Here is a 21,060-nt window from a genome sequence, read left to right as displayed (position 1 = left end):
ATGACCCAACGGGCACTTGTCAGCAGGAATCACCGCCTGTGCTGTAACAAAATCCGCTCACGTGTTAATTTTGTGAATAAATCTCATTGTTGGAGTTAAACAAATGGATGCACTCGAATTACTCATCACCCGTCGTAGCGCTTCTCGTCTTGTCGAACCGGCACCGGCGGGAGAGCAACTGCAAAACATTCTGCGGGCGGGAATGCGCGCGCCAGACCACAAAACGCTGCAACCGTGGCAGTTCTTTGTTATTGAGGGCGAAGGGCGCGAGCGCTTTAGCGCCGTGCTTGAAAAAGGCGCTATTGCCGCAGGCAGCGACGAGAAAGCTCAGGAAAAAGCGCGGACGGCGCCGTTTCGCGCCCCGCTGATCATTACCGTCGTCGCGAAATGTGAAGAAAACGACAAGGTTCCGCTGTGGGAACAGGAAATGTCTGCCGGTTGCGCGGTAATGGCCATGCAGATGGCCGCTGTTGCTCAGGGCTTTGGCGGTATCTGGCGTAGCGGCGCATTAACGGAAAGCGCGGAAGTTCGCGAAGCGTTTGATTGTCGTCCGCAGGATAAGATCGTCGGTTTTCTCTATCTGGGTACGCCGCAGCTAAAAGCGTCCACGACCATTAGCCTGGCCGATCCGAGCGCTTTTGTTCGTTATTTCTGATATCAACGGCAAAACTGTCTGGATTATGAGCAAAGACACCTGAATTCAGACAGTCACTCTTACCACATCATGGAATGAGCGCTACCATATCCGAATTGCAATGACAGGAGATGTCCATGAGCGAGCAAGCTATTCGTTTAACGCAATACAGCCACGGAGCCGGTTGCGGTTGTAAAATTTCCCCTAAAGTGCTGGAAACCATCCTGCACAGCGAGCAGGCGAAGTTCGTTGATCCAAACTTACTCGTGGGTAATGAAACCCGCGATGACGCCGCTGTCTACGATTTGGGTAATGGCACCAGCGTTATCAGCACCACCGATTTCTTTATGCCGATTGTCGATAATCCGTTTGATTTTGGCCGTATTGCCGCCACCAACGCCATCAGCGATATTTTTGCTATGGGCGGCAAACCGATTATGGCAATTGCTATTCTGGGCTGGCCGCTGGATAAGCTGGCGCCGGAAATCGCCCGTGAAGTGACCGAAGGCGGACGCTTTGCCTGCCGTCAGGCGGGTATCGCGCTGGCGGGCGGTCACTCTATCGATGCCCCGGAGCCTATCTTCGGTCTTGCGGTTACCGGCGTTGTGCCCACTGAACGCGTGAAGAAAAACAGCACCGCCGAGGCGGGATGCAAGCTGTTCCTGACCAAACCTTTGGGCATTGGCGTCCTGACTACCGCAGAGAAAAAATCGCTGCTGAAGCCGGAGCACAAAGGGCTGGCGACGGAAGTGATGTGCCGGATGAATATTGCCGGTGCGGCATTTGCCGATATCGAGGGCGTGAAAGCCATGACCGACGTTACCGGTTTTGGTCTGCTGGGACATCTGAGCGAGATGTGTCAGGGCGCAGGCATTCAGGCGCAGATTGTTTACCAGGATATTCCTAAGCTTCCTGGCGTTGAAGAGTACATCGCGCAGGGCGCGGTGCCGGGCGGTACCCAGCGTAACTTTGCCAGCTACGGACACCTGATGGGTGAAATGCCGCAGCCGGTTCGCGACCTGCTCTGCGATCCGCAAACTTCCGGCGGTTTGTTGCTGGCGGTAACGCCGGAAGCGGAAGCCGAAGTGAAAGCGGCAGCGGCGCAGTTTGGTATCGATCTCACTGCGATTGGTGAGTTAGTGGAAGCTCGTGGCGGTCGCGCCATGGTTGAGATCCGTTAACTCGATGCGGTTGTTTATTGCCGAAAAACCGAGTCTGGCGCGCGCTATCGCCGATGTGCTGCCAAAGCCGCATCGCAAAGGTGACGGCTTTATTGAATGCGGAAACGGACAAGTGGTGACCTGGTGTATTGGTCACCTGCTTGAGCAGGCGCAGCCAGACGCCTACGACAGCCGTTATGCGCGCTGGAGTCTGGTCGATCTGCCGATTGTCCCGGAAAAGTGGCAACTGCAGCCACGTCCTTCGGTGACCAAACAGCTCAACGTTATCAAGCGATTTTTACATGAAGCCAGCGAAGTTATTCACGCAGGAGACCCCGATCGTGAAGGACAACTGCTGGTGGATGAAGTGCTGGATTACCTGCAACTGGCTCCCGAAAAGCGCCAGCAGGTGCAACGTTGTCTGATTAACGACCTCAATCCGCAGGCCGTCGAACGGGCTATTGAGCGTCTGCGGGCCAACAGTGAGTTCATCCCGCTGTGCGTGTCGGCCCTGGCGCGGGCGCGGGCAGACTGGCTGTACGGCATCAATATGACCCGTGCTTACACCATTCTTGGGCGTAACGCGGGCTATCAAGGGGTACTCTCGGTCGGGCGCGTACAGACGCCGGTGCTCGGCCTGGTTGTGCGTCGCGATGAAGAGATTGAAAACTTCGTCGCCAAAGATTTCTTTGAAGTGAAAGCGCATATCGTGACGCCCGCCGATGAGCGGTTTACCGCTATCTGGCAGCCCAGCGAAGCATGTGAGCCGTATCAGGACGAAGAAGGGCGCTTGCTCAATCGTACGCTGGCCGAACACGTGGTGAACCGTATTAGCGGGCAGCCGGCGCTCGTTACCAGCTATAACGATAAACGGGAATCAGAATCCGCGCCGCTGCCGTTTTCGCTGTCGGCGTTGCAGATTGAAGCGGCGAAACGCTTTGGTTTGAGCGCGCAGAACGTTCTGGATATCTGCCAGAAACTGTATGAAACCCATAAACTGATTACCTATCCGCGTTCGGATAGTCGTTATCTGCCGGAAGAACATTTTGCCGGACGTCATGCGGTAATGAACGCAATTAGCGTTCATGCGCCGGATCTGCTTCCGCAACCCGCGGTGGATCCCGATACGCGAAACCGCTGCTGGGACGATAAAAAGGTGGATGCCCACCACGCCATCATTCCTACCGCGCGCAGTTCGTCCATCAACCTGAATGACAACGAAGCGAAAATTTACAACCTGATTGCCCGTCAGTATCTGATGCAGTTTTGTGCGGATGCGGTATTCCGTAAGTGCGTTATTGAGCTGGATATTGCCAAAGGCAAGTTTGTCGCCAAAGCGCGTTTTCTGGCGGAGGCCGGATGGCGCACGCTGCTTGGCAATAAGGAGCGTGATGAAGATAACGACGGGACGCCGTTGCCGGTGGTGGCTAAAGACGATGAATTGCTGTGCGAAAAAGGCGAAGTGGTTGAACGTCAGACTCAGCCACCACGCCATTTTACCGATGCCACGCTGCTGTCAGCGATGACCGGGATTGCGCGCTTTGTGCAGGATAAAGATCTGAAAAAGATCCTGCGCGCCACGGATGGATTAGGTACGGAAGCGACGCGCGCCGGGATTATCGAGTTGCTGTTCAAGCGCGGATTCCTGGTGAAAAAAGGGCGCTATATCCATTCGACCGATGCCGGAAAAGCGTTGTTTCACTCGCTGCCGGAAATGGCGACGCGTCCGGATATGACCGCGCACTGGGAATCTATTCTGACCCAAATCAGCGAAAAACAGTGTCGTTATCAGGATTTCATGCAGCCGCTGGTGGGAACGCTGTATCAGCTCATCGATCAGGCGCGCAGTACGCCGGTACGGCGCTTCCGGGGAATTGTCGCGCCGGGTGGCAGTGGTGGCGATAAGAAAAAGAGCGCGCCGCGTAAACGCCCGGCGAAAAAAAGCCCGCCATCCGAAGAGGCAGGCGTGTAAGTCTGTAGGCCTGATAAGCGTAGCGCCATCAGGCTTTGCCGGATGCGGCACCCGCGCCTTATCCGGCCTACGGTTCTACAGAGACAATATTAAATCACACCCTGGCCCAGCATCGCGTCGGCAACCTTCACGAAGCCCGCGATATTGGCGCCACGTACGTAGTTGGTTTGTTTGCTTTCGCCGCCGTATTCAACGCAGGCATGGTGAATATCCAGCATGATGTGGTGCAGGCGCGCGTCCACTTTCTCCGCTTTCCAGCCCAGACGTGCGGCGTTTTGCGCCATTTCCAGACCGGAGGTCGCTACGCCACCAGCGTTGGCGGCTTTACCCGGCGCGAACAGAACACCCGCTTCGAGGAACAGGTCGGTGGCTTCGATGGTGGTCGGCATGTTGGCCCCTTCGGCGACAGCTTTCACGCCGTTGGCGATCAGTACGCGCGCCGCGTCGACATCAAGTTCGTTCTGGGTGGCGCACGGCAGGGCGATGTCGACCGGAACCGACCACGGCTGCTTGCCTTCGAGATAGGTCAGGCCAAACTCCCGGGCGTAATCCGCCACGCGACCGTCACGGCTGTCTTTGATCGCGCACAGACGCGCCAGTTTTTCTTTGGTAAATCCACTTTCGTCGACCACTGTGCCGCTGGAGTCGGAAGCGGTCACCACCCGGGCGCCAAATTCCATGGCTTTCTCAATGGCGAATTGTGCAACGTTACCGGAGCCAGAGACCGCCACGCGCATGCCTTCAAAGCTGAGGCCATGACGTTTAAGCATCGCTTCGGTGAAGTACACCAGGCCATAGCCGGTCGCTTCCGGGCGGATCAGGCTGCCGCCGAAAGAGAGACCTTTACCGGTAAAGACGCAGGCGCTGTTGTTGGACAGTTTTTTCATCATCCCGGCCATAAAGCCGACTTCACGACCACCCACGCCGATATCGCCCGCCGGAACGTCGGTATCGGGACCTAAATGGCGGAACAGCTCGGTCATCAGCGCCTGGCAGAAACGCATCACTTCACCTTCGCTTTTACCTTTCGGGTCGAAGTCACTCCCGCCTTTACCCCCGCCCATCGGCAGCGTGGTGAGGGCATTTTTAAAGGTCTGCTCGAAACCGAGGAATTTCAGGATCGACAGGTTTACGGAAGGGTGGAAACGCATACCGCCTTTGTATGGGCCAATGGCGGAGCTAAACTGCACGCGCCACGCACGGTTAACCTGCACCTGATTACGATCGTCGAGCCAGACTACGCGGAACTGGATCACGCGCTCCGGCTCAACCAGACGCTCCAGCAGCGACATCTGGCGATAACGTGGGTTTTGCTCAAGGAAGGGCCACAGCGTCGTCATCACTTCACGAACGGCTTGCGCGAACTCGGTTTGGTTTGGGTCGCGCTTTTGTACATGGTTAAGAAACGACTCCAGAGAACATGTCTGATCCATAGATATAAAAACCTCTTATGTATTGATATGGTTATATTTTTGATATTTGTGTTAAGTGTTTTGCAGTTTTTGACTATACCACCAGCAGCGTGACGGGACGCAAGAAAAAATTAACCCCGCTAAGTAAATTAATATCGCGGCGTGGGTCATAACCAAAAACGATGACGGGCGGGACTAAAGTTTCTGCCGATTTATACCGTTATACTGAGCATAACTGTCAGTCACAAAGGAAAGAATATGCGCCGTTTAATCATGGCAGGAGCGTTGGTACTGGTGTCCAGCGCGACGCTGGCAAATCAGCTTTATCGCCCGGATGTGCAGGTGAATGTGCCGCCGGAAGTGTTCAGTTCCAGCGGGCAGCGAGCGCAGCCTTGTAGTCAGTGCTGTATTTATCAGGATCAAAACTATTCCGAAGGGGCGGTGATCAAAGCGGATGGTGTGCTGCTTCAGTGCCAACGCGATGATAAAACGATCAGCACGAATCCGCTGGTCTGGCGGCGCGTAAAAGAATAAAGGCTTCTAACAGCGGGATATCGGCAGGCGCCAGCGGATAACGCCGCGCCTCTTCGGGTGAACACCAGACCATATCCTGGTGTTCATACGCATTCAGTTCTCCCTGAAAAGACGGTACATGCCAGGCATGTAAATGAATCAGCCGGCCTGAAACCTCACGTTGATGGCTGGCGATATAGCGCCCAACGACTGCGTCGATGCCTAATTCTTCACGCAGTTCACGCACCAGAGCCTGAGACTGACTTTCGCCCGACTCAACTTTACCGCCAGCAAATTCCCACATGCCTGGCTGATCCGCATCCGGCGAACGCTGAGCCAGTAAAATTTTGCCATCACGTTCAATGATAGCGGCGACCACGTCGAGGGTTTTCATCATATTCATCAAGATCTAACAGCAGAAAATGACATACTATATTTATCTTTGAGTTATCTAAAGTATTCAGGAGTCATCGTTGAACGATCCTCACTCGTGGGTAAGTCCGTTAACGCGTATTCCCTCCAGTTTGCAACCGCTCGTCGCGACGCAGAAAAAACATTATGGCGATGTGCTGCATCCCACGCGCTGGTGGGGGCGGATGCCGTTTCTGTTCTGGCTGGTGGCGCTGTTTGTCGGGTTTCTGGAGCGTAAAAAGGCGCGCTTAACGCCGGTGATGCGCGCATTGTTAATGACCCGCGTTTCTCAGGTATGTCATTGCGCCTTCTGTGTTGATGCCAACAGCTTACGGCTGGCGGAACGCTGTGGCGCGCTGGATAAAGTCTTGCAGGTCGCCAACTGGCAAGAATCAGCGCTGTTTAACGCAGAAGAGCGCATAGCGCTGGCTTATGCGGATGCGGTGACCGCCACGCCACCGCAGGTTGACGATGCGCTGAAAAAGCAAATGAAGCAGCATTTTACCGATGACGTCATTACTGAAATGACCGCGCTGATTGCGTTTCAAAATCTCTCGGCGCGTTTTAATGCCGCCCTCGATATTCCTGCGCAAGGATTGTGCGACAGTTTTAAAGGACGCCCGCATGCTTGACCGTCATCTTCATCCACGGTTAAAACCGCTGTTGCATCGCTGTGTGGGCATTATTGATAAACCTGCGATTACCCCGGATGGCCTGACGCTGGTTGGTTTTGCTATTGGCGTGTTGGCCCTGCCATTTCTGGCGTTAGGCTGGTATCTGGCGGCGCTGGTGGTCATTGTGCTTAATCGCTTGTTTGACGGGCTGGACGGGGCGCTGGCGCGGCGCAGAGGGCTAACCGACGCGGGAGGATTTCTCGATATCTCACTCGATTTTCTGTTTTACGCCTTAGTACCGTTTGGTTTTATTCTTGCCGCACCTGCGCAGAATGCACTGGCTGGGGGTTGGCTGTTGTTTGCGTTTATTGGCACTGGCAGCAGCTTCCTCGCCTTCGCGGCCCTGGCAGCGAAACACGATATTAATAACCCAGGCTACGCGCATAAATCGTTTTATTATCTGGGGGGGCTAACCGAAGGCACTGAGACTATTTTGCTGTTTGTTTTGGGCTGTTTGTTCCCGGAATCTTTTGCCGTGCTGGCGTGGGTCTTTGGCGCGCTGTGCTGGATTACGACGTTCACTCGGATCTGGAGCGGATATCTGACGCTGAAAGCGGTTCAGCGTCAGGCGTAATGTCTTGTGTTGCCGGATGCGCTTATCCGGCAATGGTGACCGTTTTACTTGCTGCTGTCCGGACCCCGTTCACCGCTGGCGACCGGGTTTTTCGGATTGCTGCTCCACTCATACCAGCCACCGTCGTAAACAGAGACGTTTTTCCAGCCCATCGCGCGGGCATACATAAACGTTTCTGAAGCACGCCAGCCGGTGCCGCAGTAGAAAGAAACCTGCTGGTCTGGCGTGATATTCCACTGTTTCCACATGGCGGCGATATCATCCGCGCTGCGCATGGTGCCGTCCGGGTTATGGAAATCTTCCATATGCGTGGAATCACTCCCCGCGTGGCCCCAGCGTGCGCCTGCGATCTCACCTTTTGGCTTGATGTAGCTATAGCCGCTGGTGGTACCAATAAACTCAGGCCACGAGCGGATGCTGACCAGCGACGCATCCTGGCGATGCAGCAGGCCGCGAGCCTGTTCCGTATTCAGCATCAGTTGTGGTTGGGCAGGGATAGCAACGCCAAAATCAGGCTCCGCTTTCACCGTCGGCGGCGTTCCGCGTTCCACCGGTAAACCTGAATCTGACCAGGTTTGCCACCCGCCGTCGAGCAGACGCACATCTTTCACGCCTGCATACAACATGATTTGCGCCACGCGCGCGGCGGCATAGACATCACGACCGTATAAAATCACCGTGGTGTCGTGGCGAATACCATGTTTTGCCAGCATGGCTTTGAGTTGCGCGTCGGAAACTTTATTCCACAGTGGTTCGCTCTCGACTTCGTTGGTATCAATGTAGTCCGCGCCAGGGATATGGCTGAGCAGATACAGCTTCGGCGCGCCCCAGGCGGCTTCAATCACTTTCCAGTCACCCGACGGTTTGGCGGTCACTTCTTTTCCCTGCTGCAGGTCGTGCAGCCACTGCGGGTAAACCAGTTGTTCGAAGTGCGGCAGACGTTGCAGGCGGCCAGGATCCGCAAGGGCGTCGCTGAGGGTTGAAATATGGCTAAAACCGACTTTCTGCAGGCGGGATTTAACGGCCTGCATCTCGCTATCGCTACCATACAACGCCACCGGCGCATCGGTTTTTAGCTGATGCGCCTTCACCCAGGCATTGAGTTGTTCATCATTCATTTTGTCGAGCCAGGCGGCAGACAGATTCAGTGCGGAGGGTTCGTGTCCGGAAGGACCATTGAGCGATTGTGGCCAGCCGTTGTAAAAAGCGCTCTGACGGGTATCGATCGCCGCGCCTTGCTTTTGCTGTAACTGGTTGAGGGTGAGCGTCTGTGCTGTTTCAGCAGCCCAGGAAGGAGCGCAAGCGAGCCCTAAAGCCAGTGCCAGCGCGGTCATTTGAGAAACACGTTTCATCGAATAGCCCGACGTTGAAAAAAGAAGACGACATTCTGTGCCGCCGGTTAAGTAAAAACCTTGCGTTAACGCAGCATATCGCCACATTCACGCCCAGTTTTCCATCTGTAATACACGGCCTGCTGACGGGACATCCTGCACGTCATGCGTAACCTGTACCACCGGAATATTCAGCTTGCGCACCTCGGTAAAGACCCACTGGCGAAAGGTATCGCGTAGCGACGCATCCAGTCTGCTAAAGGGTTCATCGAGCAGCAGCGCCTGAGGCTGAGCCAGCAGGGCGCGCAGCAGGGCGACACGCGATCGTTGGCCGCCGGAGAGCGAGGCCGGATCGCGATGATAAAATCCAGCCAGGTCCGCGCGCGTAAGGGCGTTTTCAACAGTATGGCGTCTGGCGGATCCTTGCAGGCTGGCGGGTAAGGCCAGAAGTAAATTCTGCCCAACGCTGAAATGGTCAAACAACAACGCATCCTGGAACAGAATGCCAATCTGGCGCTGCGCGGTGGGCAGCATGTCTATACGCCGTTCGTTGAGCCACAGTTCGCCTGAAGCCTGAAACTGAGGAGACAATGCGCCGACCATCCACGAAAAAAGCGAAGACTTACCGCTACCGGAAGGTCCCATAATAGTGACAATGTCACTTTTGCTAACCTGGAAGTTCACATCTTTCAGTAGCGTTGTCGCGCCCCGGTACACTGAAAGGCTTTGAACGATGAGCATTAACGGAGTCCTTGTCGAAAGCGGCCGAGCCACGCGGCGAAAAGCGCCGCCAGTACGAAAACGAATAGCGGTAACAGAAGCTGCCATAGCGCCTGTGTCGCTAAAACAGCCGTGCTGCCGCCGCTGCTTAATGCCACCGCCTCGGTGGTCAGGGTGGGATAGCGTCCGGCCCCTAACCATAGCGTTGGCATATATTGGGCAATACTGACCGAGAAGCCAACCGCGAAGGCGACCAGTGCCGGGCGTAACAGCAATGGGCATTTTACCCGCCAAAATATGCGACCTCGTGTCCAGCCCAGCGTTTGTGCAATCAAAATCAATCGTGGGTCAATGCGTTGCCACGCCGGTTTGAGCACAAACAGCATCCACGGCATCACCCACAGCAGGTGGCCCCAGATGATGGTCGTCATCAGCCCATCTTGTCCGGTATATAACGCCAACAGATACTGTCCGGTGACCAGCGGCAGCGCGGGCAGGATAATGGGCAGCCAGACCCAACGGTGTCCGGTTTGCGGTCCCCATTCCAGCCACGCAAAGAGCATCAGTAACCCCAGCACGCTGGAGATGAGTCCCAGTTGCAGACTATTGCTGAGCGCGTCGCTGTTGAGCGATGAAGAGTTGGCGGAAAGCGCCAGCACCAGGGTGCATACTACTCCGCTGATGGGCAAAAGTTGTACCAGCGGCCGTGCGATTGTTGTGGACGAAAAACGCAGGCGTATTCCGTTTACTGCCGGAATTGTGCGCCGCCAGCCACGCCAGAACAGATAGCCCACCAGCGCGAAGATAAATAGCAACAACACCAGCAGCAGGCTGGCGAGTGCGCCTTTGGCCTGTTGTTCGGCATCGCTCTGGCTGAGCCATTGCCAGCTCAGCACAGCAAGCGTGGGCGGGTTGCCGGGGCCAAGGACGATGGCCACATCCACAACGGAGAGTGACCAGGCCACGACGGCCAGCATGGCTTTGCCTAACGCAGGAGCGATGGAGGGCAGTACCAGCCATTTCAGGCATTGCAAACGGCTGTAACCCAGCGAATCCAGGACGATAACCTGCTGTGAAAGTTGTTTTTCACTCAGCAGGGCTGAGAGGATCCACAACAAAAAGGCGCTCTCTTTCACCGCCAGCGTTATGCCAAGCCCAACCCCATAGCGGTCTGGTTGCGAGTTGAGAAAGGGCAGCCACTGCCAGAGCATGCCGCCTTCGGCAAAAATCAACAGCATGCTGGTCGCGAATGCGACGTGCGGGATCGCCAGCAGCAAGGGCAGGCGCGTGCACAATCGCGCCCAGCCAGCGCCAGGCCACAAAAAGAGGATCGCCAACAGCGTAATGGCCAGGGCACCCAGAGCTGCGAGGCTTACGGAAACCAGCGTTGCCAGCAACGCCTGCGAGAGTTGAGGATCGTCAAAGAGCGCCAGCCAGTGCGTGGTGCGAAGCGCTGGGGCTAGCAGAGAGAACGTTGCTGGCACCAGCGGCAGATAAACTGCCGTCATGATGCCCCACAGCAACAGAATTAATGCGTACCGTAGCGGCGTAGCCATTCTTGTTCCAGTGCATTTATCCAGGCAGCATGTGGTTCTGGCAGTACGGCAGGGAGTCCTTGCGGGGTATACGCCAGCAGTGCGTTACGCTGTTCGTTGGGCAGTTTTTGCGGATCAAGCACCGAAGGGTCTCCCCAGATAGCAGGGTCAGCTTTACGCAACTGCGCTTCGGGAGAAAGCAGGAAGTTTGCCACGACTTTTGCTCCGGCGCTGGCGCGAGCATTCGCCGGAATAGTGACAAAATGCACGTTGCCGATCATGCCCTGTGAGAAACCAAAACTATAGCTGGTTTTAGGCAATTCGCCGCTGGCCATTTTTTGCTGCGCGTGGGCTGGGTTAAAGGTCAATGATAAGCGCAACGTACCGGTATTCAGCAACGCATCCATCCGCGCAGGCGTGGGAGGAAAATCTTTGCCTTCACGCCATAGTGAAGGGTGTAGAGCGTCAAGATAATGCCATAACGGAGCGGTAACGTTGGCGAATGTGGCGGCATCGGGCGCAACTTTCAATGCTTGCGGTTCCGTGGTGAGCATAATCAACAACTGCTCGAGAAAAGCCGTTCCGGTAAAGTCTGGCGGGCGCGGGTAGGTAACTGTGCCAGGGTGTGCCTGCGCAAATTCAAGCAACGCCTGCGGGGATTGCGGCGGTTGGGCGGTGAGATCGCGCCGGGCAATGAAGGTTAGCTGTGCGCCGCCCCATGGCGATTCTGCCCCTTCCGTGGGGATGGCAAAGTCTTCACTGACCGGTTTCCGGGTATCAACATAGCGCCAGTTAGGTAACGCCTGCGCCCACTGGGTTTGCAGCAGACCCGCTTCTTTTAATGTGCGGAAGTTTTCACCGTTTACCCACAATAAGTCGACAGATCCGCCGGTTGTTCGCCCGGACGCCGCCTCGGTCTGGATGCGTTTAACGGCGTCGGCGGCATCCGCCAGCCGCACAATTTTCAGGTTAATGGCATAGTGCGTTTTCATCTCGCCGCTAACCCAGTCGAGATACTGATTAACGGCGTTATCGCCACCCCAGGCGTTGAACCATACCGTCTGACCGCGGGCGTCATTTTTGATTTGCTGCCAGCTGGCGTCCTGGGAAAAAGCCGCCAGCGGGCAGAGCAGCAAACTCAGGCACAATAAGCAGTAACGCATAATATCTCCATTGCTAAAAATGGCGTATGTCTCAGGTTTTTTTCCGTTGACGCTCCAGGTAAAGGCTTCTTGCTACTGAAATCACCACGCTCAGGGCAAACAGGATGAACAGGCCGGTAACAAACCAAAATGTACCGCCGGTTAACAGGCTACCGGCCCACGAATAGACAATCGTGGCGGGTAACTGACCGAGGCCGGTGGCGAGGAGAAAGTGGCGAAAACGAATCGAGGTCAGGCCCGCGGCATAGCTTACCGGGTCGAAGGGCACAAAAGGCAACAGGCGACAGATGAGAATAGTGTGCTTGCCATAACGTTCGAAAAAAGCGTCCATGTTGTTCAGCACCGTTTTCCCGGTCAGCTTTTCCACCGCACTTCGACCTAAAACGCGGGCAATAAAAAAACACAGCGCTGCGCCGACCATCGCGCTGCTCCAGGACAGTACACCGCCCCAAAACGCGCCAAACAGCGAGGCATTGGCAAACGTAATCACAAAGCCGGGAAGCGGCGCGACGATGGCCTGTAAGATCATCAGGAAGAACGATACAACCGCCGCCTGGGTCCCATACGAACGAATGAAGTGCTCGAGCGCGTGTTGATCCAGCGTAGTAAACGCCGCCAGGCTGCCCCGGAGAAAATCACTGACGCCAGGTATCCACGCCCATGCCATCAGCGCGAGCAGCAGCACAGCTATCAATCCTGCCCGGTAATAGTGGGTTAATCGCGCTTTGTTCAGCTTTGTCATTTACCTGCACACTCGGGGCTGGACGACGGATCGATATGTTTATATCTGGCCCAGGCTTTTGCCGCCTGAATAAGAATGAATAACGCCAGGCCCGCAACGCTGAGTTTGCCGATAAATGCCAGAGTCATGCCTTCGCTGGCCAGTTCGTGCGACATCAGCGTATAGATAAAGATGCCGGGCAAGGTGGTTACCGCAGATATCACCGTAAATGACCAGAACGGAATCGCCGTCAGCCCATAGGCGTAATTTTGAATATTATAGGGGAACAATGGTACGAGTCGGGTCAGGATCAGAAAGTCCAATCCGCTATGGGCAATGCCTTTCTCGATTGCCTGAAAAGTCGCCGTGTGCCTGACGTATTTCAGCAGTAGTTCCCGACCAAGCCACCGAGCCAGCAAAAACGACAGCGCCGAGGCGACGGTTGCCGCCACTAACGAGACAAGCGTCCCTGCCACAGGGCCAAACAGCACACCGCCGACGATCACCAGAATACTGCCGGGGATCAGACACAGCGCAGCGATGATAAACAGCAAGATGTAAAGCGTATAGCCGAACATACCGCTTTGGCGGATGACGTTTTGTAAATGATGGAAATTGGTTATCAGGTCGGTCAGGCCGAAATAATGGAAAACTCCCGCCAGAACGCAGAACAGGACTGTGACAATCAGCAGTCGATATTCTGCGTTATGCGAACTTCTTTTTCATGGGGGTTCTCCTGTAAAACCGAGTGTAATGCAGCGTTTTCGTCAGCGAAAAGTGCGCGCGAAGATATAATAAATTCCCGGACACAACAATGTATTACCGTCGATTTATTGATTTTACACAGAATAAACAGACTCTCCAGGCGAGGCCCGGAGAGTGACAAATCGCAGGAGGTCAGACGCGGAATTTAGCCCATACCGGCGCATGATCGGACGGTTTTTCCATGCTGCGGATCTCATAGTCGATGCCGGTTTCTTCGCAGCGCTCCGCCAGTGGGTTGCTCGCTAACAGCAGATCGATACGCAGGCCACGGTTATCATCAAAGCCTTTGGAGCGGTAATCAAACCACGAGAACTGGTCATTTTTTTCAGGATAAGCATGACGATAGGTATCCACCAGGCCCCAGCCCAGCAGGCGCTCCATCCACTCACGCTCTTCCGGCAGGAAGGAACATTTACCGGTACGCAGCCAGCGTTTACGGTTTTCCTCGCCAATGCCGATATCGAGATCGGTTGGGCTGATGTTCATATCGCCCATGATCAAGACCGGATTGTCGCGTTTCAGTTCAGTCTCCAGATAGTTTTGTAGATTCTGGTAAAACGCGGCCTTGGCCGGAAATTTGGTTTCGTGGTCACGGCTTTCGCCCTGCGGGAAATAGCCGTTGATCACGGTAATGCTGCCCAGAGGGGATGGGATTTCCGCCATGATGATACGACGCTGCGCTTCTTCGCCATCGTCCGGGAAGCCACGACGCACTGCGATTGGCGTTTCTTTCGTTAGCAGCGCCACGCCGTAATGACCTTTCTGACCATGATAAAAGACGTTGTAACCCAGCTTTGCTACCTCTTCGAGAGGGAACATGTCGTCGTGGACTTTTGTCTCCTGTAAGCCAATCACATCCGGTTGGTGTTTTTCGACAATGGCTGCCAGTTGATGAGGACGGGCACGCAGGCCGTTGATATTAAAAGAGACAAATTTCATAGTCGCTGCCGTTTTGCAAGATGAATAGTGCAAGGATGGTAGCAGAATTTCCGCTGGCTGACTGCTTCTTGTCACCTGATTCCAACAATGATTGCCAATGGTGTTAACGATGGAGCAAAAACTGCACCGTTTTGGCGCGAAGCGCGTCAGAACAGAGCAATAATTTCCGATAAATTTCGTATACGATCACAATTCCAGAATTATATTTGGCAACTGAATAAAACTGCGGTTTTTCCTCTATTTAGTCGCCTGGTGCGCAAACATATTCACTTTATATGCACATTAAGTGAATATCGCCACGTTGTAACCTGTTGATATTCCGTCACCGACCTTTGTTTATGCACTTTTTTTGCTGGCTGGCACGAACCCTGCAATCTACATTTACACCGCAAATACTATATTTATTAACATATAAATAACCTTTTATTTACCGTTGAGGTCGCTATGTCTCTGTCAATTACGCGTGAAAATTTTGATGAATGGATGATGCCCGTATATGCCCCGGCTCCTTTTATTCCGGTGCGTGGTGAAGGTTCACGTCTGTGGGATCAGCAGGGTAAAGAGTATATCGATTTCGCGGGAGGCATTGCGGTTAACGCGCTGGGGCACGCCCATCCGGCATTGCGCGAGGCATTAAACGACCAGGCGAGCAAATTCTGGCACACGGGAAATGGCTACACCAACGAGCCGGTGCTGCGTCTGGCGAAAAAGCTGATTGACGCCACCTTCGCCGAGCGTGTTTTCTTCTGTAACTCCGGCGCGGAGGCTAACGAAGCGGCATTAAAGCTGGCGCGTAAATATGCTCACGATCGTTTTGGCAGCCAGAAGAGCGGCATCGTGGCGTTTAAAAATGCTTTCCATGGCCGCACGCTGTTCACCGTCAGCGCCGGAGGGCAGCCCGCTTATTCACAAGATTTCGCGCCGCTGCCGCCGGATATCCGCCATGCCATCTACAACGATCTCGACTCAGCCCGCCAACTGATTGATGACACCACCTGTGCGGTCATCGTTGAACCGGTGCAGGGTGAAGGTGGCGTCGTACCGGCAACAAATGACTTCTTACAGGGTCTGCGTGAATTATGCGATCGCCACAATGCGCTGCTGATTTTTGACGAAGTCCAGACAGGTGTGGGTCGTACCGGCGAACTGTATGCCTATATGCACTATGGCGTTACGCCAGACCTGCTGACGACAGCCAAAGCGTTGGGCGGCGGTTTCCCCATCGGCGCGTTATTGGCGACAGCAGACTGTGCCAGCGTGATGACGGTTGGTACGCACGGTACAACATACGGCGGAAACCCGCTGGCCACGGCGGTGGCGGGCAAACTGCTGGAGATTGTTAACACCCCGGATATGCTCAACGGTGTTAAGCAGCGTCACGACTGGTTTGTGGAGCGTATTAACGCTATTAACGAACGTTTTGGACTGTTTAGTGAAATTCGTGGGCTCGGCCTGCTGATCGGCTGCGTACTGAACGCGGAATTTGCCGGGAAAGCGAAACTCATCTCGCAAGAGGCGGCCAATGCCGGAGTGATGGTGCTGATCGCCGGCGCTAACGTGGTGCGCTTTGCGCCAGCGTTAAACGTCAGCGAAGAAGAGGTTGCTAGCGGACTGGATCGCTTTGCGCTGGCCTGCGAACGCATTAAAGCAGGAGGTTCATCATGATGGTGATTCGTCCTATTGAACGCGCTGATATCACCGCGCTGATGCAACTGGCCGGTAAGACCGGCGGTGGGTTGACTTCGCTACCGGCTAATGAAGCCACGCTGATGGCGCGTATCGAACGCTCGCTACAAACCTGGCGCGGTGAGTTGCCGAAAAGTGAGCAAGGCTATGTTTTTGTACTGGAAGACAGCGCCAGCGGAACCGTTGCAGGGATTTGCGCCATCGAGGTGGCGGTAGGGCTTAACGATCCCTGGTACAACTATCGGGTTGGCACGCTGGTGCACGCCTCGAAAGAGCTGAACGTATATAACGCGCTGCCGACGCTGTTTCTGAGTAACGATCACACGGGCAGCAGCGAGCTTTGCTCTCTGTTTCTCGATCCCGACTGGCGTAAAGAGGGCAACGGCTATTTGTTGTCTAAATCACGCTTTATGTTTATGGCGGCATTTCGTGACCGGTTTAATGAAAAGGTCGTGGCCGAGATGCGCGGCGTAATCGATGAGCACGGTTACTCTCCCTTCTGGGAAAGCCTCGGCAAACGCTTTTTCTCCATGGAATTCAGCCGGGCGGATTTTCTCTGCGGCACCGGACAAAAAGCCTTTATTGCTGAACTGATGCCCAAGCATCCTATTTATACCCATTTCCTGTCTGAGGAAGCGCAAAGCGTAATTGGTCAGGTACATCCGCAAACCGCTCCGGCGCGGGCGGTGCTGGAGAAAGAAGGATTTCGCTACCGTAACTATGTCGACATTTTCGATGGCGGGCCGACGCTGGAATGCGATATCGACCGCGTTCGCGCTATTCGTAAAAGCAGGCTGGTGGAAGTGGCGGAAGGTCAGCCAGCGATCGGTGATTACCCGGCCTGTCTGGTCGCTAATGAAAACTATCAAAACTTCCGCGTCATGTTGGTTCGCGCTGACCCGGATACCCAACGTCTGGTACTGACGGCGGCGCAACTGGACGCCCTGAAATGCCACGCGGGCGACCATGTACGTTTTGTGCGTCTTTGTGCAGAGGAGAAAACAGCATGACATTATGGATAAACGGCGACTGGGTGACGGGGCTTGGCGAGCGTCGGGTGAAAACGAATCCGGTAAGCGGTGATGTGCTGTGGCAAGGTAATGATGCCGACGCGACTCAGGTGATGCGGGCTTGCCGTGCTGCGCGCACCGCCTTTGCCGGTTGGGCTAAACACCCCTTTAGCGCGCGTCAGGCTATTGTCGAAAAATTTGCTTCATTGCTGGAAAGCAATAAAGCCGAGCTAACCCAGATTATCGCCCGGGAAACCGGCAAGCCGCGCTGGGAAGCCGCCACTGAACTGACGGCGATGATCAATAAAATTGCTATTTCCGTGAAAGCTTACCATGTCCGTACCGGAGAGCAGCACAGCGAACTACCGGATGGCGCGGCGACGTTGCGCCATCGGCCGCACGGCGTGCTGGCGGTATTTGGCCCGTATAACTTCCCTGGCCATTTGCCCAATGGCCATATTGTTCCGGCTCTGCTGGCGGGCAACACGTTGATTTTCAAGCCCAGCGAGCTGACGCCGTGGACCGGTGAAGCCGTGACAAAGCTGTGGGAACAGGCGGGATTGCCGCCGGGCGTGCTGAATCTGGTGCAGGGCGGACGCGAAACGGGGCAGGCGCTGAGCGCGTTGGATGATCTGGATGGTCTGCTGTTTACCGGCAGTGCCAATACCGGTTATCAGCTGCATCGACAGTTATCCGGCCAGCCGGAAAAAATCCTTGCGCTGGAGATGGGCGGCAACAACCCTCTGATCATTGAGAACCCGGAAGATATTGATGCGGCAGTACATCTGACCATTCAATCCGCATTTGTTACCGCCGGGCAGCGTTGTACCTGCGCCCGTCGCCTGTTGGTTAAAAACGGCGCGCAGGGGGATGCGTTCCTCGCGCGTCTGGTGGAAGTCAGCCAACGAATAATGCCAGCTCACTGGGATGCGGAACCGCAGCCGTTTTTAGGCGGGCTGATTTCTGAACAGGCCGCACAGCACGTTTGTGATGCCTGGCAACGTCTTGCGTCGTTGGGGGGGCGCACGCTGCTGGCGCCACGCATGGTGAAAGCCGGAACGTCGCTGCTGACCCCCGGTATTATTGAACTGACCGACGTGGCAAACGTACCCGATGAAGAGGTTTTTGGTCCACTGCTCGGCGTCTGGCGCTATGACAGCTTTGATGACGCGATTCGTATGGCGAACAACACCCGCTTTGGGTTGTCATGCGGGCTGGTTTCACCCGATCGCAGCCAGTTTGATCAGATCCTGCTGGAGGCGCGGGCCGGGATTGTTAACTGGAATAAACCGTTAACCGGCGCGGCAAGCACCGCACCGTTTGGTGGTGTGGGCGCGTCCGGTAACCATCGCGCGAGCGCGTGGTATGCCGCGGATTATTGCGCCTGGCCGATGGCGAGCCTGGAATCTCCGGCCTTAACCCTGCCGTCGGCGCTCAGCCCCGGTCTGGATTTCTCTTGCGGGGATAAACGATGAAAGCGCGTGAGGTCAATTTCGATGGTCTGGTGGGATTCACCCACCACTATGCGGGACTGTCATTTGGTAATGAGGCTTCGACCAGCCACCGTTTTCAGGTGTCGAACCCTCGTCTGGCGGCAAAGCAGGGTTTGTTAAAAATGAAAGCGCTGGCGGATGCGGGATTCCCTCAGGCGGTGATCCCGCCTCATGAACGTCCCTATATCCCGGCGCTGCGTCAGTTGGGCTTTTGCGGCAGTGATGAGCAGATTCTGGACAAGGTGGCGCGTCAGGCGCCGCACTGGCTCTCCAGCGCCAGCTCCGCATCACCTATGTGGGTGGCGAATGCGGCAACGGTCTGTCCTTCGGCAGATTCACTGGACGGGAAAGTGCATTTAACGGTGGCGAATCTGAATAATAAGTTCCACCGTTCGCTGGAAGCGCCGACGACCGAAGCGTTGTTACGCTCGATTTTTCGTGATGAAAATACCTTTGCGATTCACGGCGCATTGCCTCAGGTTGCGTTATTCGGTGATGAAGGGGCGGCAAACCATAACCGCCTTGGTGGGGATTATGGCGATCCCGGCGTACAACTGTTTATTTACGGTCGTGAAGAGGGGAATGCGTCACAGCCGAGGCGCTATCCGGCGAGACAATCTCGTGAAGCCAGCGAGGCCGTAGCCCGGCTGAATCAGGTCAATCCACATCAGCTTGTTTTTGCTCAGCAAAACCCGGACGTTATCGATCTTGGCGTGTTTCATAACGATGTGATTGCGGTGTCGAATCGTCAGGTGCTGTTTTGTCATCAGCAGGCGTTTGTCAGACAGCAAACGTTGTTAGAGCAACTACGCCGTCAGGTGGACGGTTTTACCGCGCTGGAAGTCCCGGCCGCGGAGATGTCGGTGCAGGATGCGGTAACAACCTATTTGTTTAACAGCCAATTACTGAGTCGTGACGACGGTTCGATGATGCTGGTTTTACCGCAGGAGTGTCGGGAGCATGCTGGCGTGTGGCGATATCTGAGCCGTTTGCTCGCAGATGACAATCCGATCGATGACCTGCGGGTCTTTGATTTGCGTGAAAGCATGTCCAACGGCGGCGGTCCGGCCTGTTTACGCCTGCGAGTGGTACTTACCCCACAGGAGCTGCAGGCCGTGAATCCGGCGGTTATCATGAACGACACGCTGTTCAATACGCTGAATAACTGGGTTGACCGCTACTATCGCGATCGCCTTGTCGCAACGGACCTCGCGGATCCGCAGTTGTTGCGCGAAGGGCGTGAAGCGTTGGATACGCTGACGCAATTGCTCAATCTCGGCTCTGTTTATCCCTTCCAGCAGGAGAGAACGAGCCATGGATAATTTTCTGGCCCTGACGCTCGCAGGTAGCGCACCTGAGAAAACGCAGGGCACAATTCACGGTTTTGTCTGGCAATGGCTTGGTCACGGGGTACTGGAACTGACACCAACTGCGCCGGTTGAACAGTCGCTGGTGCTTTCTGCGGGAATTCATGGCAATGAAACCGCGCCGGTAGAAATACTTGATTCATTGCTGACCAGGCTGTTTAACGGTGAGCTGGCGCTAACATGGCGGCTGCTGGTCATTCTCGGTAACCCGCAGGCGCTGGCCACGGGAAAACGTTATTGTCATAGCGATCTGAACCGGATGTTTGGTGGCCGGTGGCAGAGTTTTGCCGAGAGTGAAGAGACGCACAGAGCCCATGAGCTTGAACTGTGTCTGGCAGATTTTTACTCGCGCGCGAAAGAGCCTGTGCGCTGGCATCTGGATCTTCACACCGCCATTCGCGGCTCACAGCATTTGCGCTTTGGCGTGTTGCCACAACGCAATGTTGCCTGGGACGAAAACTTTCTGGGTTGGCTGGGGGATGCGGGGCTGGAGGCATTGGTTTTCCATCAGACCCCAGGCGGTACGTTCACCCATTTTAGCGCTGAACATTTTGGCGCGCTGGCCTGTACGCTGGAACTGGGTAAAGCGCTGCCGTTCGGGCAAAACGATCTGACCCGGTTTGCACGCACAGCAGATGCGATGGCGCAGTTGCTGCGGGGCGAGCGAGTGTCTACGGCAGAAACATCTCCGTTGCGCTACCGTGTGGTCTCGCAGATTACGCGGCGTAGCGACGACTTTATTCTCCACATGGATAACCAGACGCTCAATTTTACCCCCTTTACCGAGGGAACGTTACTGGCGCAGGACGGAAATGAACGTTTTATCGTCACCCATGACGTTGAATACGTTCTTTTTCCGAACCCAAATGTGGCCTGTGGTTTACGTGCCGGATTGATGCTCGAAAGATTTTGATAAATATAATCGCCCTCAGATTTATTTCTGAGGGCTTATTTTTACGTGCGCTTTAGATTGATTACAG

At 55.1% G+C, this 21,060-nt stretch carries 20 protein-coding genes; 11 read left to right on the top strand and 9 right to left on the bottom strand.

The features are described from left to right. The first annotated feature begins 103 nt into the window (after positions 1–103). The 3 genes from ICA20_RS14340 (at position 104) to topB (ending at position 3,766) form a co-directional block, all read left to right on the top strand. Positions 104–655 carry an NAD(P)H nitroreductase gene (locus ICA20_RS14340; protein ID WP_038640085.1) on the top strand — a complete coding sequence of 184 codons (552 nt, stop codon included), beginning with the start codon at positions 104–106 and terminating at the stop codon, positions 653–655. Between the two features lie 116 nt (positions 656–771). After that, a complete protein-coding gene (selD, locus tag ICA20_RS14335) occupies positions 772–1,815 on the top strand; it encodes a selenide, water dikinase SelD (RefSeq protein ID WP_038640086.1) in 1,044 nt (347 codons plus the stop codon). A 4-nt stretch (positions 1,816–1,819) separates the two neighbouring features. Further along, on the top strand, positions 1,820–3,766 hold the full coding sequence (gene topB / locus ICA20_RS14330; protein WP_038640087.1) for a DNA topoisomerase III: 1,947 nt from the start codon (positions 1,820–1,822) through the stop codon (positions 3,764–3,766). 89 nt (positions 3,767–3,855) lie between these two features. On the opposite strand, the gene gdhA is transcribed toward topB, so the two are convergent. Continuing rightward, positions 3,856–5,199 (bottom strand): NADP-specific glutamate dehydrogenase, encoded by a 1,344-nt coding sequence (gene gdhA / locus ICA20_RS14325; protein ID WP_038640089.1) that lies wholly within the window; start codon positions 5,197–5,199, stop codon positions 3,856–3,858. A 237-nt stretch (positions 5,200–5,436) separates the two neighbouring features. On the opposite strand from gdhA, the gene ICA20_RS14320 reads away from it, so the two are divergent. Continuing rightward, positions 5,437–5,712 carry a YnjH family protein gene (locus ICA20_RS14320; RefSeq protein ID WP_038640091.1) on the top strand — a complete coding sequence of 92 codons (276 nt, stop codon included), beginning with the start codon at positions 5,437–5,439 and terminating at the stop codon, positions 5,710–5,712. Here the strand turns inward: ICA20_RS14320 and ICA20_RS14315 are convergent. After that, entirely contained in the window at positions 5,672–6,085 is a 414-nt protein-coding gene (locus tag ICA20_RS14315) for a pyrimidine (deoxy)nucleoside triphosphate diphosphatase (protein ID WP_162620741.1), read from the bottom strand. The genes ICA20_RS14320 and ICA20_RS14315 overlap by 41 nt on opposite strands. Positions 6,086–6,164: 79 nt before the next feature. On the opposite strand from ICA20_RS14315, the gene ICA20_RS14310 reads away from it, so the two are divergent. Together ICA20_RS14310 and ICA20_RS14305 are read left to right on the top strand one after the other, a co-directional pair. Next, entirely contained in the window at positions 6,165–6,734 is a 570-nt protein-coding gene (locus tag ICA20_RS14310; RefSeq protein WP_038640095.1) for a carboxymuconolactone decarboxylase family protein, read from the top strand. After that, positions 6,727–7,350: a CDP-alcohol phosphatidyltransferase family protein gene (locus tag ICA20_RS14305; RefSeq protein ID WP_038640097.1), complete on the top strand. Its 624-nt coding sequence runs from the start codon at positions 6,727–6,729 to the stop codon at positions 7,348–7,350. Before ICA20_RS14310 ends, ICA20_RS14305 begins: the two co-directional genes overlap by 8 nt. Before the next feature lie 44 nt (positions 7,351–7,394). Here the strand turns inward: ICA20_RS14305 and ICA20_RS14300 are convergent, their stop codons facing one another. From ICA20_RS14300 to xthA, 7 genes are all read right to left on the bottom strand, one after another. Next, positions 7,395–8,702 (bottom strand): sulfurtransferase, encoded by a 1,308-nt coding sequence (locus ICA20_RS14300; protein ID WP_038643130.1) that lies wholly within the window; start codon positions 8,700–8,702, stop codon positions 7,395–7,397. A gap of 87 nt (positions 8,703–8,789) precedes the next feature. Then, on the bottom strand, positions 8,790–9,422 hold the full coding sequence (locus ICA20_RS14295) for an ATP-binding cassette domain-containing protein (protein WP_038640099.1): 633 nt from the start codon (positions 9,420–9,422) through the stop codon (positions 8,790–8,792). Then, a complete protein-coding gene (locus tag ICA20_RS14290) occupies positions 9,422–10,957 on the bottom strand; it encodes an ABC transporter permease subunit (RefSeq protein ID WP_038640101.1) in 1,536 nt (511 codons plus the stop codon). The genes ICA20_RS14295 and ICA20_RS14290 overlap by 1 nt, the downstream gene beginning before the upstream one ends. Then, the gene (locus tag ICA20_RS14285; RefSeq protein ID WP_129694904.1) at positions 10,930–12,099 is read right to left on the bottom strand and encodes an ABC transporter substrate-binding protein; all 1,170 of its coding nucleotides are present in this window, start codon (positions 12,097–12,099) and stop codon (positions 10,930–10,932) included. The genes ICA20_RS14290 and ICA20_RS14285 overlap by 28 nt, the downstream gene beginning before the upstream one ends. Before the next feature lie 31 nt (positions 12,100–12,130). After that, complete coding sequence (locus ICA20_RS14280; protein WP_038640132.1) at positions 12,131–12,841, bottom strand: TVP38/TMEM64 family protein; 711 nt, start codon at positions 12,839–12,841, stop codon at positions 12,131–12,133. Beyond that, positions 12,838–13,494: a TVP38/TMEM64 family protein gene (locus ICA20_RS14275; protein WP_173782109.1), complete on the bottom strand. Its 657-nt coding sequence runs from the start codon at positions 13,492–13,494 to the stop codon at positions 12,838–12,840. Before ICA20_RS14275 ends, ICA20_RS14280 begins: the two co-directional genes overlap by 4 nt. 223 nt (positions 13,495–13,717) lie before the next feature. Next, a complete protein-coding gene (gene xthA, locus ICA20_RS14270; RefSeq protein WP_038640136.1) occupies positions 13,718–14,524 on the bottom strand; it encodes an exodeoxyribonuclease III in 807 nt (268 codons plus the stop codon). A gap of 444 nt (positions 14,525–14,968) precedes the next feature. Here xthA and ICA20_RS14265 point away from each other — a divergent pair, with 444 nt between their 5' ends. From ICA20_RS14265 to astE, 5 genes are read left to right on the top strand one after another with little or no spacing between them, the layout of a single operon-like run. Beyond that, on the top strand, positions 14,969–16,189 hold the full coding sequence (locus ICA20_RS14265) for an aspartate aminotransferase family protein (protein WP_038640138.1): 1,221 nt from the start codon (positions 14,969–14,971) through the stop codon (positions 16,187–16,189). Further along, positions 16,186–17,220, top strand: a complete 1,035-nt coding sequence (gene astA, locus ICA20_RS14260; RefSeq protein ID WP_038640139.1) for an arginine N-succinyltransferase — start codon at positions 16,186–16,188, stop codon at positions 17,218–17,220. The genes ICA20_RS14265 and astA overlap by 4 nt, the downstream gene beginning before the upstream one ends. Continuing rightward, positions 17,217–18,695 carry a succinylglutamate-semialdehyde dehydrogenase gene (gene astD / locus ICA20_RS14255; protein WP_038640141.1) on the top strand — a complete coding sequence of 493 codons (1,479 nt, stop codon included), beginning with the start codon at positions 17,217–17,219 and terminating at the stop codon, positions 18,693–18,695. The genes astA and astD overlap by 4 nt, the downstream gene beginning before the upstream one ends. Then, complete coding sequence (gene astB, locus ICA20_RS14250; RefSeq protein ID WP_038640143.1) at positions 18,692–20,035, top strand: N-succinylarginine dihydrolase; 1,344 nt, start codon at positions 18,692–18,694, stop codon at positions 20,033–20,035. The genes astD and astB overlap by 4 nt, the downstream gene beginning before the upstream one ends. Further along, positions 20,028–20,993 carry a succinylglutamate desuccinylase gene (astE, locus tag ICA20_RS14245; protein ID WP_038640145.1) on the top strand — a complete coding sequence of 322 codons (966 nt, stop codon included), beginning with the start codon at positions 20,028–20,030 and terminating at the stop codon, positions 20,991–20,993. Before astB ends, astE begins: the two co-directional genes overlap by 8 nt. The last annotated feature ends 67 nt before the right edge of the window (positions 20,994–21,060 follow it).

Source organism: Citrobacter sp. C5_2 (assembly GCF_014596845.2).
GTDB classification, from domain to species: domain Bacteria; phylum Pseudomonadota; class Gammaproteobacteria; order Enterobacterales; family Enterobacteriaceae; genus Citrobacter; species Citrobacter werkmanii.
Note: the sequence above shows the minus strand (reverse complement) of the source record. Positions and strands in the feature narration are given on the sequence as shown.

Bases quoted from the DNA above. Each gene is read 5' to 3' on its own strand.
- ICA20_RS14340 (WP_038640085.1), top strand. From the start codon at position 104: ATGGATGCACTCGAATTACTCATCACCCGTCGTAGCGCTTCTCGTCTT.
- selD (WP_038640086.1), top strand. From the start codon at position 772: ATGAGCGAGCAAGCTATTCGTTTAACGCAATACAGCCACGGAGCCGGT.
- topB (WP_038640087.1), top strand. From the start codon at position 1,820: ATGCGGTTGTTTATTGCCGAAAAACCGAGTCTGGCGCGCGCTATCGCC.
- gdhA (WP_038640089.1), bottom strand. From the start codon at position 5,199: ATGGATCAGACATGTTCTCTGGAGTCGTTTCTTAACCATGTACAAAAG.
- ICA20_RS14320 (WP_038640091.1), top strand. From the start codon at position 5,437: ATGCGCCGTTTAATCATGGCAGGAGCGTTGGTACTGGTGTCCAGCGCG.
- ICA20_RS14315 (WP_162620741.1), bottom strand. From the start codon at position 6,085: ATGAAAACCCTCGACGTGGTCGCCGCTATCATTGAACGTGATGGCAAA.
- ICA20_RS14305 (WP_038640097.1), top strand. From the start codon at position 6,727: ATGCTTGACCGTCATCTTCATCCACGGTTAAAACCGCTGTTGCATCGC.
- ICA20_RS14300 (WP_038643130.1), bottom strand. From the start codon at position 8,702: ATGAAACGTGTTTCTCAAATGACCGCGCTGGCACTGGCTTTAGGGCTC.
- ICA20_RS14295 (WP_038640099.1), bottom strand. From the start codon at position 9,422: ATGCTCATCGTTCAAAGCCTTTCAGTGTACCGGGGCGCGACAACGCTA.
- ICA20_RS14290 (WP_038640101.1), bottom strand. From the start codon at position 10,957: ATGGCTACGCCGCTACGGTACGCATTAATTCTGTTGCTGTGGGGCATC.
- ICA20_RS14285 (WP_129694904.1), bottom strand. From the start codon at position 12,099: ATGCGTTACTGCTTATTGTGCCTGAGTTTGCTGCTCTGCCCGCTGGCG.
- ICA20_RS14280 (WP_038640132.1), bottom strand. From the start codon at position 12,841: ATGACAAAGCTGAACAAAGCGCGATTAACCCACTATTACCGGGCAGGA.
- xthA (WP_038640136.1), bottom strand. From the start codon at position 14,524: ATGAAATTTGTCTCTTTTAATATCAACGGCCTGCGTGCCCGTCCTCAT.
- ICA20_RS14265 (WP_038640138.1), top strand. From the start codon at position 14,969: ATGTCTCTGTCAATTACGCGTGAAAATTTTGATGAATGGATGATGCCC.
- astA (WP_038640139.1), top strand. From the start codon at position 16,186: ATGATGGTGATTCGTCCTATTGAACGCGCTGATATCACCGCGCTGATG.
- astD (WP_038640141.1), top strand. From the start codon at position 17,217: ATGACATTATGGATAAACGGCGACTGGGTGACGGGGCTTGGCGAGCGT.
- astB (WP_038640143.1), top strand. From the start codon at position 18,692: ATGAAAGCGCGTGAGGTCAATTTCGATGGTCTGGTGGGATTCACCCAC.
- astE (WP_038640145.1), top strand. From the start codon at position 20,028: ATGGATAATTTTCTGGCCCTGACGCTCGCAGGTAGCGCACCTGAGAAA.